Source organism: Actinoplanes sp. 13, from assembly GCF_056134165.1.
This window is the reverse complement of the sequence record NZ_JBVYOQ010000032.1, coordinates 14957-28565: the sequence shown is the minus strand read 5'-3', so window position 1 is coordinate 28565 and position 13609 is coordinate 14957. Positions and strand designations below refer to the sequence as shown.

At 71.5% G+C, this 13609-nt stretch carries 10 protein-coding genes; 3 read left to right on the top strand and 7 right to left on the bottom strand.

Annotated features, from left to right (window positions below):
* Positions 1 to 17: 17 nt before the first annotated feature.
* Positions 18 to 737, bottom strand: coding sequence for a PP2C family protein-serine/threonine phosphatase (locus AC0NH5_RS36750; RefSeq protein WP_474411897.1), 720 nt, complete (start codon positions 735 to 737; stop codon positions 18 to 20).
* Positions 738 to 1041: 304 nt separating this feature from the next.
* Here AC0NH5_RS36750 and AC0NH5_RS36745 point away from each other — a divergent pair, with 304 nt between their 5' ends.
* A complete protein-coding gene (locus AC0NH5_RS36745; RefSeq protein ID WP_474411895.1) occupies positions 1042 to 3546 on the top strand; it encodes a Tex family protein in 2505 nt (834 codons plus the stop codon).
* Between the two features lie 50 nt (positions 3547 to 3596).
* Here the strand turns inward: AC0NH5_RS36745 and AC0NH5_RS36740 are convergent, their stop codons facing one another.
* Complete coding sequence (locus tag AC0NH5_RS36740) at positions 3597 to 5378, bottom strand: serine/threonine protein kinase (RefSeq protein ID WP_474411893.1); 1782 nt, start codon at positions 5376 to 5378, stop codon at positions 3597 to 3599.
* Positions 5379 to 5610: 232 nt separating this feature from the next.
* Here AC0NH5_RS36740 and AC0NH5_RS36735 point away from each other — a divergent pair, with 232 nt between their 5' ends.
* Complete coding sequence (locus AC0NH5_RS36735; RefSeq protein ID WP_474411891.1) at positions 5611 to 5880, top strand: PspC domain-containing protein; 270 nt, start codon at positions 5611 to 5613, stop codon at positions 5878 to 5880.
* Positions 5881 to 5899: 19 nt separating this feature from the next.
* On the opposite strand, the gene AC0NH5_RS36730 is transcribed toward AC0NH5_RS36735, so the two are convergent.
* Genes AC0NH5_RS36730 through AC0NH5_RS36720 form a run of 3 tightly spaced genes read right to left on the bottom strand, consistent with a single transcriptional unit; the run spans position 5900 to position 9704 of the window.
* Complete coding sequence (locus tag AC0NH5_RS36730) at positions 5900 to 6451, bottom strand: redoxin domain-containing protein (RefSeq protein ID WP_474411889.1); 552 nt, start codon at positions 6449 to 6451, stop codon at positions 5900 to 5902.
* A gap of 8 nt (positions 6452 to 6459) precedes the next feature.
* Complete coding sequence (locus tag AC0NH5_RS36725; RefSeq protein WP_474411887.1) at positions 6460 to 7938, bottom strand: NADH-ubiquinone oxidoreductase-F iron-sulfur binding region domain-containing protein; 1479 nt, start codon at positions 7936 to 7938, stop codon at positions 6460 to 6462.
* The gene (locus AC0NH5_RS36720) at positions 7935 to 9704 is read right to left on the bottom strand and encodes a translation initiation factor III (RefSeq protein WP_474411885.1); all 1770 of its coding nucleotides are present in this window, start codon (positions 9702 to 9704) and stop codon (positions 7935 to 7937) included. The genes AC0NH5_RS36725 and AC0NH5_RS36720 overlap by 4 nt, the downstream gene beginning before the upstream one ends.
* A gap of 371 nt (positions 9705 to 10075) precedes the next feature.
* Between AC0NH5_RS36720 and AC0NH5_RS36715 the strand changes: the two genes are divergently transcribed.
* Complete coding sequence (locus AC0NH5_RS36715) at positions 10076 to 10873, top strand: hypothetical protein (RefSeq protein WP_474411884.1); 798 nt, start codon at positions 10076 to 10078, stop codon at positions 10871 to 10873.
* Between the two features lie 32 nt (positions 10874 to 10905).
* On the opposite strand, the gene AC0NH5_RS36710 is transcribed toward AC0NH5_RS36715, so the two are convergent.
* Together AC0NH5_RS36710 and AC0NH5_RS36705 are read right to left on the bottom strand one after the other, a co-directional pair.
* Positions 10906 to 11520 carry a PH domain-containing protein gene (locus AC0NH5_RS36710; protein WP_474411883.1) on the bottom strand — a complete coding sequence of 205 codons (615 nt, stop codon included), beginning with the start codon at positions 11518 to 11520 and terminating at the stop codon, positions 10906 to 10908.
* A 169-nt stretch (positions 11521 to 11689) separates the two neighbouring features.
* Entirely contained in the window at positions 11690 to 13462 is a 1773-nt protein-coding gene (locus AC0NH5_RS36705; RefSeq protein WP_474411881.1) for a glycoside hydrolase family 6 protein, read from the bottom strand.
* Between the last annotated feature and the right edge of the window lie 147 nt (positions 13463 to 13609).

Here is a 13609-nt window from a genome sequence, read left to right as displayed (position 1 = left end):
CGAGGATACGTGGTGGCTCAGGCCTCGACGACGTCGGCGACGATCACGGTCACGTTGTCCGGGGCGCCGTTCTCCAGCGTCCGGTTGACCAGTTCGGCGGCGCAGGTCTTGCGGTCGGCCACCTCGCGCAGGGTCTGCGCGATCACCGCGTCCTCGACGTAATCGGACAGGCCGTCGCTGCACAGCAGGAACCGGTCGCCGATCCTGGCCGGGATCATCCGGCCCGCCGGGCGGAACGGGCCGCCCTGCACCGCCTGCGTCACCAGCGCCCGCTGCGGGTGGCGGCGGGCGTCGTCCGGCGTCAGCACGCCCTGGTCGACGAGCGCCTGCACGTAGGTGTCGTCGCGGGTGAGCTGCTGGAAGTCGCCGTCGCGCAGCAGGTAGCAGCGGGAGTCGCCGACGTTGAGCGCGGCCAGGCGGTCGCCGGAGAGCAGCAGCGCGGTCACCGTCGTACCCATGCCGTCGCGGGCGTCGTCGTCCGCCACCGCCGCCTCGATCCGCTGGTTGGCGGTCTGCAGCGCGGCGATCAGATCTTGCAGCGGCTCGCCGTTGTCCGGCGCGGTGTCGACGCTGCTGAGCGTCTGCACCAGGATGTCGCTCGCCAGCTCCCCGGCGGGAAGCCCGCCCATGCCGTCCGCCACCACGAAGAGTCGATTCCCCACGAAGACGGCGTCTTCGTTGTTGGACCGGACCAGGCCCTGATCAGTGGCGGCGACCGCCCGGACAGCAAGCGTCATGTGACAAGAGTGCCAAAGCCCCAAACGGTTGTCTCTAGTACCTCCGACGTAGTGCTGTCAGGTGACGACGGTGACAATGGTGGGTCACGCCCGCGCCGGTGGGTCCCGCGCGCTCCGGCCGCGGCGGTCGGCGCCCTGCTCACAGCGCCGACGAGACCCTCAGATGGGCACGTCGAGGCCACCTAGCACATCCCGGCCGTCCTGATCCGAAGTCCCGGGCAGCACCGTCGGCCGGGTGAGCTTCGGCCCGCGGCCCTGCGGGGCGGCGCGACAACGTCCGGCGGTCTCGGTAACAATCGTCGGCGTGACGACAGCAATCCATCAGCGCATCGCCTCGGAGCTCGGGGTTCGGGAAGGGCAGGTCACCGCCGCGGTCGAGCTGCTCGACGGCGGGGCGACGGTGCCGTTCATCGCCCGCTACCGCAAGGAGGTGACCGGCACGCTCGACGACGCCCAGCTGCGCACGCTCGAGGAGCGCCTGGGTTATCTGCGGGAGCTGGAGGAGCGCCGGACCGCGGTGCTGGAGTCGATCCGCTCCCAGGGCAAGCTGGACGACGCGCTCGAGCAGCAGATCCTCGAGGCCGACACCAAGGCCCGCCTCGAGGACATCTACCTGCCGTTCAAGCCGAAGCGCCGGACCAAGGCCCAGATCGCCCGTGAGGCCGGCCTGGAGCCGTTGGCCGACCAGCTCCTGGGTGACCCCTCGGTGGACCCGCGAGCGGCCGCTGAGGGCTTCGTGGACGCCGAGAAGAACGTGGCCGACGCGGCCGCGGCGCTGGACGGCGCCCGGGCCATCCTGATCGAGCGCTTCGCCGAGGACGCCGACCTGATCGGCGAACTGCGCGAGCAGATGTGGAAGCGGGGCCGGCTGGTCGCCAAGGTGCGCGACGGCAAGCAGAACGACGGCGCCAAGTTCGCCGACTACTTCGACTTCGCCGAGCCGTACGCCAAGCTCCCCTCGCACCGCATCCTGGCCATGCTCCGCGGCGAGAAGGAGGACGTCCTCGAACTCACCATGGAGCCGCACCCCGAGGAGGACGAGGGGTACTTCGAGGGGCGCATCGCCGGGCGCAACGGCATCAGCAACCAGGGCCGGCCCGGCGACAAGTGGCTGATCGACACGGTCCGCTGGGCGTGGCGCACCCGGATCCTCATCCACCTCGGCGCCGACCTTCGGGTGCGGCTGCGCGAGGCGGCCGAGGAGGAGGCGGTCCGGGTCTTCGCCGCCAACCTGCGCGACCTGCTGCTGGCCGCCCCGGCCGGCACCCGCACCACGATGGGCCTGGACCCGGGTTTCCGCACCGGCGTCAAGGTGGCCGTGGTCGACGCGACCGGCAAGGTGGTCGCGACCGACACGATCTATCCGCACGTCCCGCAGAACAAGTGGGACGAGTCGATCCACCGGCTGGCCGCGCTCGCCTCCAAGCACCAGGTCGAGCTGATCGCGATCGGCAACGGCACCGCCTCCCGGGAGACCGACCGGCTGGCCACCGACCTGATCAAGCGGCACCCGGAGGCCAAACTCACCAAGGTGATGGTGTCCGAGGCGGGCGCGTCGGTCTACTCCGCCTCGGCGTACGCCTCGCAGGAGCTGCCCGGCATGGACGTCTCGCTGCGCGGCGCGGTCTCCATCGCCCGCCGCCTGCAGGACCCGCTCGCCGAGCTCGTGAAGATCGACCCGCGCTCGATCGGCGTCGGGCAGTACCAGCACGACATCTCCGAGGTGAAGCTGGCCCGGTCGCTGGACGCGGTCGTGGAGGACTGTGTGAACGGCGTCGGCGTGGACGTGAACACCGCCTCGGCGCCGCTGCTCACCCGGGTCTCCGGGATCACCGCGGGCCTGGCCGAGAACATCGTGATGCACCGCGACCAGAACGGCCCGTTCAAGAACCGCAACGAGATCAAGAAGGTGCCCCGGCTGGGGCCGAAGGCCTTCGAGCAGTGTGCCGGCTTCCTGCGGATCGCAGGCGGCGAGGACCCGCTCGACTTCTCCAGCGTGCACCCCGAGTCGTACCCGGTGGTCCGCACCATCGCAGCCGACGCCGGCGCCGACATCAGGACGCTGATCGGCAACAGCCCGCTGCTGCGGGCGCTGCGCCCGGAGAAGTTCGTGACCGACGCGGTCGGCCTGCCGACCATCACCGACATCCTCAAGGAGCTGGAGAAGCCGGGCCGCGACCCGCGCCCGGCGTTCACCACCGCCACCTTCGCGGAGGGCGTCGAGAAGCTCGCCGACCTGAAGCCGGGCATGATCCTGGAGGGCGTGGTCACCAACGTGGCGGCGTTCGGCGCGTTCGTCGACATCGGGGTGCACCAGGACGGCCTCGTGCACGTCTCGGCGCTGTCCGAGAAGTTCGTGCAGGACCCGCGCGAGGTGGTCAAGTCCGGTGACGTGGTGAAGGTCCGCGTCCTGGAGGTGGACGAGAACCGCAAGCGGATCTCGCTGACGATGCGCCTGTCCGACGAGCCCAAGCGGGCCGGCGGCCGCGACCGCGACGACCGCGGCGGCGCACGGCCGGGCGGCGGCCAAGCTGACCAGGGCCGCCAGGGTGGCCAGCGGGGTGGCCAGGGCGGCCAGGGTGGCCAGCGGGGTGGCCAGGGCGGCCAGGGTGGCCAGCGCGGGCAGGGCGGCCAGCGCGGCGGCCAGGGCGGGCAGGGCGGCCAGCGCGGCGGCCAGGGCGGGCAGGGCGGCCAGCGGCAGGGCCAGCCCCGGCAGGGCGGCGGCCAGCGGGGCGGCCAGAGCGGCGGCAGCATCGCGAACAGCGCGATGGCCGACGCGCTGCGCCGGGCCGGCCTCACCCGCGACTGAGCATCGACACGACACGATGGCCCCGGGCGACCGCCCGGGGCCATCGTCTTCTAGAGATCCCAGACGTTGAGGTCGGTGAAGGCCACCGAGTACGGCCCGTCCTTCGGCGCGTTCACCTCGCAGAAGACCCCGAGCATCAGCTTTCCCGACTTGAGTGCCTTCTCCGTCAGTGGCGCCGTGCCGACGACCACGCCGTCCCGGCTCACCTGCACGCTGTCGCCCTTCACGCGCAGGCTGACAGTGGCCGTGGTGCCGAGCGCGATCGGCTGGTCGGACAGCGGCATCGTCTTGGTGACGGTGACCCGGCCACCGGTGTAGTGCACGCCGAGGTAGATGTTGCGTTCACAGACGCGGAGCTGATAACCGGTGTGACCGACGTTGCGGAACCAGACGGTGGCGCAGCTCATCGGGGTGAGCAGCCGGACCCCGACGTCGGCCCGCATGTCGGCGGGCACCAGGTCCTGCGGCCCCCGGCACTTGAAGGTGCCCTCGGTGTCGCGGCGGGCCACCAGGGCGTCCTCGAAGAAGCAATTGCCCTGGCCGACCTGTTCGGACGGCTGCCAGAGGAAGTCCTTGCGCAGCGGATCGGACAGTCGCGGTGCGTTCGCGGGTGTCGGTGGCACCGACGGCGACCCAGCGGCCTCCGGCGGGGTCGCGATGCCGCCGGGCGGGCGCAACGACAGGGCCAGCATCACCGCGCCGGCCACCACCGCCATGATCAGGAACGCCACCGCGGCGGGCAGCACCCAGCGGCGGGCCGACTCCGGCGGCGGCGGACCGGGAAGCTTACCGCCCGGCGGCGCCGAGATCGGCACCGTGACGATCGAGTTCTCGTCGTAACCGACCAGGCCATGCGGGATGTCCAGCATCAGCGCGGTGGTCGGGCCGTCCGGCTGCGCCGGGGCCAGCCCGGTGACGGCCTGCGCCTCCACCGCCGCCGCACGCAACGCCGGCTGGTCGGCCAGGGCCGCCGCGGCCGCCGCCGGCCGGTCACCGGAGATCAGCAGGTCGAGCAGTTCGCGGGCGGTGGGCCGGTTGGCCGGGTCCTTCTCCAGCGCGTGCCCGACCAACTCGCGCAGCGAGCCGCTGAGCCCGTCCAGGGTGGGCGGCTGGGTGAGGATGCGCGCCGCCATGGCCGGCGGCGAGTCGGCGTGGAACGGCGTCCTCCCGGTGCCCGCGAACGCCACGACGCTGCCCCAGGCGAACACGTCGGCGGCCGGGGTCACCGGCTGCTCCGGGTCCGAGCCGAAACGCTCCGGCGCCATGTACGCCACCGTGCCGACCATCTGGTCGGTCCGGGTGTTGCCGCTGGTCGCCTCCATGGCCCGGGCGATACCGAAGTCGATCACCTTGGGGCTGCCCGGCGCCAGCAGCACGTTGCGCGGCTTGAGATCGCGGTGGATCACGCCGGCGCCGTGGATCGCGGTCAGCGCGGTGGCCACCCCGATCGCCACGCCGTGCAGGTTGGACTTGGTCAGCGGGCCCCGCTCCTCGACCACCTCGGCCAGGGTGGGGCCGTCCACGTACTCCACCACGAGGTAGGGCGACTCGTGATCGGGATCGGCGTCGAGGACCTCGGCGGTGCAGAACGGCGGCACCTGCCGGGCCCGGTTCACCTCGCTGCGGAAGCGGCGCCGGAACTCGTCGTCGTGGGCCAGGTCGGCGCGGACCATCTTGACCGCGACCAGCACGCCCCCCGCCGTCCGCGCGAGGTAGACCGTGCCCATGCCGCCCTCGCCGAGACGGCCGACCAACTCGTAATCGCCGAGGGCGCGCGGGTCGCGCGGGCGCAGTGGCTGCGTCCGCTCACCCGGCAATGTGCCATCGACCATGCTAGTGCCCCCCGTACCGCCCGCCGCTGGCACTGTATCGGGCGCCGTCGCTGCCCGACCAGGCCCGGTGGTGGAACCCGACACCCCGGCGAGTCCCGGAATGCTAACCCAGCCTCCCGGTCATCCCGGAGTCCGATCCAGGGGTCGGCTCCGGGCATCGCCGGATAGGCGCGACGGTCACCAGCGGTCACGATGGAGTCACCGGTTCTTCACCGCGAAGAGCCGCCGACGGATGAGAGCGAGACCCACCATGAACGCCGTGCACGACTCGATGGCCCGGCAGGGCCTGGTCCGCCCGCAGGACGGCCGGATGGTGGCCGGGGTCTGCGCGGGGCTCGGACGCCGCTTCGGCATCGACCCGTGGATCGCCCGGTTGCTGTTCGTGCTGATCCTCTTCGTGGTCCCCGGCAGCCAGATCCTGATCTATCCGCTGCTCTGGATCCTGATGCCGGCCGAGAAGACCGACTGGTCGGCCGCGACCACCCCGCCCACCACGTTCTAATACGGTCAGGCTGACGCGGTCAGGCGGTGAGCTCGCGCACCTTCTCGGTCAGCTGGAGATCATCCAGGTAACCCCGGTACACGATGCTCCCCGCCGGATCGATCAGCACGTACCAGCTCTGCTGCGCGATCCCGAACCGCTGCCAGATCTTGCCGGCCGCGTCGTCCAGGTGCGGGACGTCGCCGATCTCGAGGTCCCGCACGAACTCGTGCATCGCGTCGGTGGTGCCCAGCCCGCCGACCCCGAGGATGCCCAGCCGGTCCTCGTACTCGTCGTGGATGTCCCCCACCGACTGCGCCTCGCTCGCGCAGGTGGCGCACCACGGCGCCCAGAACCAGAGCAGGGCCGGCTTACCGGCCAGCGAGGCCGCGTCGAACGCGGCCCCGTCCAGCGTCTTGCCGGTGAAGGTCAGCGCGACCGGGGTGCCGGTCGCGGTGGCCGAGGGCGCCGCCGGCGCCGCGGCCGACGGCTGGTCGAGCCGGGTGCATCCGGTCGCGGCGAGCGCGGTGGCGAGCAGCAGAGCCAACAGCTGGGGTACGCGTGAGGCGCGCCGCCGCGGACCGGTGATCATGGCTCAGCTCATTTCGTCGTCGTCGTCGGTTCGGTGAGCCGCAGTGCCAGCGCGGGGCACACGTTGACCGCCTTGCGGGCGCCGTTCTCCAGCCACGGCGGCAGCGGCGTCTGGGGGAACGCCGGGAAGCCGTTCTGGTCCAGCCGGATGATCTCGGGCGCGACCGCCGAGCAGAGGCCGTGGCCGTCGCACCGCGACCAGTCCAGGGCCAGCTTCCGTGCGCCCTTCTCCGCGGTGTACGGCAGCGGCAACAGGCCGCGCACCGGCTTGCCGCAGCCGTCGCCGTTGGCGTGCGCCTCCACGTCCTTGTGGAACACCTCCATCGCGGAGAGCGCGAACCGGGAGGTGCCGTCCGGGTGGCTGCACGCCCCGCGGCCCTTGACCATGCCGGCCGCCTGCCGCACGTTCTCCAGCGCGCTGCCGCCGAGCGAGACCAGGGTGACCGCCCGGGCCAGGTCGGGCAGGCCCATCCGGCACGGGCCGCACTGGCCCGCCGACTCGCCGGCCAGGTATTGCACGACCTGGGCGACCTCACCGAGCGGGCAGGTCTTCGAGCCGATCGGGATCAGTATGCCCGCGCCGAGCGTGCCGCCGACCTTCGCGAAGCCCTTCCGCGAGATCGTGATCGTCCGTGCCGCCTCGGCGCTGACCCACTTGCCGTGGTACCCGCCCACCAGCAGGCCCGGGCCGAGGTCGGCCCCGCACATCTCCAGCACCTCCATGAGCGGGGTGCCGGTGGGCGCCTCGACCACCGCGGGCGCGGTCGCCGAGCCGCCGACGGTCAGCATGACCGTGCCGGGCTCCTCCGGGATGCCGACCGAGTTGTACTCCCACGGCCCGAGCCGGGCCGCGATCGCCAGCTGCGAGAAGGTCTCCGCGTTGGACAGCAGGGTGGGCAGCCCCATCACGCCGTTGTCGCTGGACCGGACCTTGCGCCCGGGCGGGATGTGCGCCTCGCCGTTGATGCCGCGGACCAGCGCGCCGCCCTCACCGGAGATGAACCGGTGCGGCACCGTGACGATCCGGGTCGGGCAAGGCATCTTGCGCTCGGCGAGCGCCGCCGTGATGGAACTCTGGCCGACGCCGTCGTCGGCGATGCCGATGACGATCTCCTCGGCGTCCAGGGCGGCGGCGGCCAGCGCCGCGCCGTCCAGGATCAGGTGCGGGCCACGGGTGAGGACCGCCTTGTCCTTCCACGACGGCGGCTCACCCTCGGTCGCGTTGACCACGATGACCGGGGGCAACTCCTGCCGGCGGCAGGAGTCGATCACCGCGCGGACCTTGCGGGCGAACGGGAAGCCCGCTCCACCGCGGCCGCGCAGCTCGATCCGGTCGGCCAGGCCGACCAGCTCGCCCGAGCTCAGTGCGGCGAACCCGCCGTGCACCTCCTGGTGGGCGAGCAGGTCGAGCCGGCCGTACTCGTCGAAGCCGGCGGTGATCCTCGGCGTGCCGATCGAAGTGACGGGTGGAACCTGTGCGGTGCTCAATTCACGTCCCTAACGTCACCGCGCAGCTGGGAGAAGTACGCGTCGTCCTCGTCCCGGGCGCCCCGGCTCCGGCGGCCGCCGGTCCAGGTGTCGTCCGGCTCGGCCGCCCGGCGCGACCGGCGCGGCGCCGCGTCGACCAGGGTCGGGGTGTCGTCCACGTAGCCGTCGGCCGCGAGGTCGACGAACTGGCTGCGGCTCGCCCGCCGGCCCTCGGCGCGGCGCGGCGGCTCGTCGTACCGGGCGGAGCGGCCTGCGCGGTCCTCCTCGTCGTCGGCGTACCGGCCACGCGGGCGCGGCACGTCGTCGTAACCGTCGTCGGCACGGCTCCCGCGGGGGACGTCGTCGTACTCGGGCTCACGGCGGCGTGAACGCGGGGCCGGCTCCTCCTCGGCGTAACGGTGCATCCGCGTGCCGGTGGTCTCCGGGTCGTCCCGCCGCATCCGCGTGCCGGTGACCTCGGGGTCCTCCCAGCGTGCCCGGGACCCGGTCGTCTCGAGGTCGTCCCGGCGCATCCGCGTGCCGGTCGTCTCCAGGTCGTCGCGGCGCATCCGGCTGCCCGTGGTCTCCCGCGGGTCCTCGTCGTCGTCGAAGCGGCGACCACGGCGCGGGCCGTCGTCGTACATCTCCTGGGACCGGCCACCCCGGGCTCGCGGAGCGGGCTCGTCGTCGTACCGGTAGCGCTCCTCCTCGACGGCACGCCGCGAGATGGCCCGCGTCGAGGTGTCGTAGCGGTCGTCGTCCTCGGCGGCACGGCGCTGCCGGGGTGCCGGGGCCTCCAGCTCCGGCTGCCGGCGGACACGGGGCGGCGGGTAGTCGTCCACCTCCACCGGAGCCGGCGGGCGGGCCGCCATCGGGGCCGGGCTGACCGGACGGGCCGGCGGGATCGGCGGCGCCTGGGGGATCCAGCCGTCCGCGGCCGGGCCGGCCGGGGCGAGCAGATCCGCCGCGGGCTCCGGACGGCGTGCCGGGCGGCGGATCGGCGTGGCGCTGGTCGGCACCAGCTTGCCGAGTTCGCTCGACTTGCCGCCGCCGGCGCCGACACCGGCCGGGGACGCGAAGTCCTTCTTCCGGTTCAGGCTGACCGACAGACGGACGAGCAGGCCGGCCACGACGCCCAGCACGCAGACGACATAGCTGACGGTGACCCAGGTGGCCGCCGGGCGGCCGGCCGAGAGGCCGTGGACCAGCGCGATCGGCCACATCAGGTACGACACGGCGTGGATGCTGCGCCACATCCACGGCTTCCCGAGGTCGATGAACCGGGACCGGGCGATCCCGCTCCACATCACCAGCACCATGATCCAGCCGGAGATGGTGCCGAACCCGACGTAGTACTTGTTCAGCCCGTCGTAGAGGAACGGGACGAACACGTCGATCAGGCCGATGTGATTCTCGGCGTACTTCGTCCAGACGTGCATGAACAGGGCCGAGACGGCCACGATGCCGGTGGTGCGGTGCGCGGACTGGAGCAGGACGCGCTGACGGATGCTGAGCACCAGCCGGTCGGTGGCGACCAGGCCAACCATGATCGTGATCGAGAGCGCCACCAGGCTGATGACACCCATGAAGTACTCGGCGTAGATGAAGAAGTAGTAGTACGCGACACGGCCGGGCCTGGTCATCATCGCGACGGCCCAGACCGCGGCCAGGACGCTCAGGATGAGCAGGATAACCGCGGTTCTCGACGCCGGACGTGTTCCGGTGGATTCGACGTCGACTGCCACCCGAGTGGCGGCGGCACGCTGGTTGTTCTTCGACCGGGCCATTGACTCCTCGTTTTCCTTGGTGCGGTCACGTCCCGTGGGCGGTGGGACGCTGATGTTCGTGGGGAACACCCCGCGCTCAAGCTCTGCCGAACCCGATCCGTGGCTCTGCTTTCCCCTGCCGCACCACGGTCCGTGTCCTCCCCGGATTACGCAGGCGGCCCCGGAACGGATGAACGCCGTCGAAACTTTTTGCGTAGCCGCGCGGCTACGTTTCGCACAAGGCGCTTGACCTGCGGCGACGCCAGAGGGTGAGCATGCCTAAGGAAGAATTAAGTTGCGCCGGAGAGTGACGCGGACCACCGGCTGAACCATTCTCCCCTCGCCGGCGAACTAAGTAGTGCGGATCCATGCAAGGCGGGAGGGGGGTCACCATGCGTAACCGGATTGCTGCACTGACCGGCGCGATGCTCGCCGGCGCCGTGGTGAGCACGGCATGGAAGGTGCCGGCCGTCGCTGACGAGCCGGGATTCAGCGTCCGGGTGGAGGCGCCGGACACGTTCACCGCCGGGGCGAACACCAGGACGGTCACCGCGGTGGTGACGTCGCAGAACAGGCAGTGCCGCAAGGTCCGGTGGGCGTTGCTGGTGCACACCGGCATCGCCCCGGAGCAGATCGAGGTCACCCGGATCGAGGAGGAACGCGAGTTCCCGGTCAGCACCAGCACCGTCGAGGTCACCACGCGGTTCCTCGACGATCGGCTCGACCCGGGCCTGCTGTGCCGTGGCCGTACCGTGACCGGCCGTTGGGAGATCGCGTTCGACGGCCCGGATGCCGACGACGTGCAGTTCGAGGCCCAGGCGTTCGACGTCCGTGACCGGCTGCTCAGCACCGGCGGCGCGGGCGCCGAGGTGGAGGGCGGCGAACCGGTGGCAGCCGAGCCGTCGGAAGAGGCCGCGCCGCCCACCGCGGACCCGGAGGAGGACGCCGGGGAGACCGGGGCGCCGCCGGCCGCCGCCGGCAACGACGGCACGGACGATCGGGAGGGCGCCGACACGGCCCTGGCGTCCCAGGAGAGCTCGCTGCTCGGCACCGGGCTGATCGTCGGCGGGGTGTTCGTCTTCCTCGGCCTGCTCCTGCTGCTGCGCATCCGGGCCCGCGCCCGGCAGGCCCGGGAGGCGGCGGAGGCGCTGCCGACCGGCTTCTACACGATGCCCGGCACGCCCCGCTAGACCTTTCTCGGATCTGCCGGATCCCGCCGGGTTCAGGTGGCGCGCACCGCGGTCAGGTGGGTCCGGGCGGCCTCGACCAGGGCCTCCGGGTCGTCGGCGTGGAACCGGATCACCCCAACCGGCTCGCCGCGGGTCTTGCGGACCGGCACCACGATCGGCTCGGCCAGCCGCACGTCGATGCTGGTCTGACTCGCCATCCCGAGCGAGAGCACGCCGTCCTCCAGCTGGGTCTGGCCGCCGGGCGGCATCGAGCGGCGCCGCACCTCGATCGACGCGACGGCGTCCCAGGCGAGCGGCAGGTCGAGGCTGATGCTGTTGCGGATGCGCAGGCCGGCCGGCCCGACCAGGTGCGGGTGGACCGTCATCGTGGCGGCGAGACCGATCATCCAGATCAGGCCGTAGACGCCGGCGGCCAGCAGCGCGATCCGCACCGGGTCCCACGGGATCATCAGGTGCAGGATCGGGATCTCCACGACGGAGACGGCCACCAGGGCACCCAGGATCATCTTGACCGCCCCCACGTAGCCGAAGGGCAGGGTGCCCGGCTCGACCGGGACGGGACGTCGCGCGATCCAGCGGAACAGCGCGGCCCAGAGCCGCAGCTCGTAGCGCGTCGCGGACCTGATCAGACGCCATATCTTCGCCATGCCGGCCTCCCCGCTTCTTGTCGGTGCACCGCAACCGTAGGTTACGATTCACTCGTATTGCAATAGTGGTGGGCCAACGCACAACCGGCCGGCGCCCGTGCGGGGCGCCGGCCGGTTGCCGGTTGCTTCAGGTGCTCACTTGCTTTCCTGCCGTGCTGGGTTCAGCTGGTCAGAGCGCCGGGTAGGCGTTCTGCATCAGCTGAGCGAACTGCGCGGGGAACCAGGCGCCCGAGATCGGGGCGTCGGGCAGCGCGCCGGACAGGCTGTTGCCGTTACGGGCGTTACCGGTGTAGGTCGGGTCGCACATCCGGTCGAAGCCCTTGCCCTCGTCGTTGTCGATGAGGCGGCTGGAACCGTCCGACTCGCCCGGGGGCTTGACCCAGACGTAGGCGTCGATACCGGGGGCCGGAGCCGCGGTCGGGCGCTCGCCGAGGCCGGCGCCGGACTGGTTGCACCAGTTGCCGGCGTGGATCCGGCGGTCGATGCGGGACTCGTTCACGAACGTGTCGACGTTGGTCGCGCTGCTCGGAGCGGTGGGCCGGGCCGCGCCGCCCCAGCCGTTGCGAGAGGTGTCGATCAGCATGCCGATGTTGGGATCGAAGCCGATGGACACCAGCCGGGTACGGAAGGCCTGGGCGAACGTGAGCTCGTCCACGTACTGGTTCCAGTCGACCCACTTCGACTGCCGCACCGAGGTGCCGTTCACCGAGGTGCCGATGTTGAAGTTGGTCTCCCGCAGGGCCGAGTAGTTGGCCGTGTTGGTGATGAAGCCGGTCACGTTGCGGACGTTGCCGGAGGCGCGGGCGGCCTCGAGCATGATGTCGGCGGTCGGGTTGAAGTTCGAGTCCCAGCCGATCCAGCCGTGGTGCGCGGCGTCCACGTAGTTGTACGTGTTGGCGAGGGCGCCGAGCTTCTGCAGGGCGTAACCGATGCCCTGCACGTAGCCGCCGTTGGCCTTCATCGTGTCGCAGGTGGCCGTGGCGCCGGCGTTGCTGCCGACGTTCGTGATCAGGTTCGGCAGCGAGTCGATCTCGACGATGTTGATGATCCGCAGGCTGCGGTACTTCGCGTCGCCCTGGATCGCCGCGATCGGGTCGATGTAGTCGGTCTTGTACTTCGGCAGGTCGTTCACGCCGAGCTCACCGTTGGAGGCGAGCGCCGCGCAGTCCCGGCCGGGCAGGTTGTAGATGACGAACTGGATGTAGCCGGCGCCCTGCGCCAGAGCCGCGTCCAGGTGGTCACGCACGCCCATCGAGCCGTTGGAGCTGCTGCCGGTGGTGCCGTTGATGGCGGCGATCCGGTCGATCCAGACAGCGGTCGGGTTGTTGGAGACCCGGTTGCCGCCGGCGACCGACTCGGCCTTGGCCTTCCACTCCGAGTTCACGTAGCCGCGTGCCCCGGCGTAGGGGTTGTCGACCTTGGTGCCCGGGTCCGTGGGCGTGGAGGGCGAGGTGGACGGCGAACCCGAGGGCGAACCCGACGGGGAGCCGGAGGGCGAACCCGACGGGGAGCCGCTCGGCACGCTGCCGGTGCAGACCGTACCGTTCAGCGTGAAGCTGCTCGGCGCGGTGTTCGTCCCGGAGTAGTTCGCGTTGAAGCCGAAGTTCGCCGTGCCGTTGGTCGGCAGCGAAGCGGCCCAGGACGCGTTCCTCACGGTGACGTTCTGCCCGGACTGGCTGATCTCCGAGCTCCAGCCCTGGGTGACCTGCTGGTTGCCCGGGAACGCCCAGGTCAGCGTCCAGCCGCCGCTGATCGCGTCACCCAGGTTGGTGACCGTGACGTTGCCGGTGAAGCCGGTGCTCCACTGGTTGACGCTGTAATTGACTCGACAGCCGGCCGCAGCACTTGCGCTGTTCGCCACGGCGATGGCACCGGCGCCGGCCACGACGCTCACGGCGGCAGCCACCGCAAGCGCCCGGGCACGGGTGGGGAAGGGTCTCATGACACTCCTCGAGACGGGGGAGGCGCGGGTGAGCGCCGAGGGAACGGCGGCCAACACATCGGTGGGGATCGTTGGCCGATGTGGACAGCATTACATGGGAGCGCTCCCAAAGCAATGATCCGGAAACACCCGGGCAACCAAGAGTTC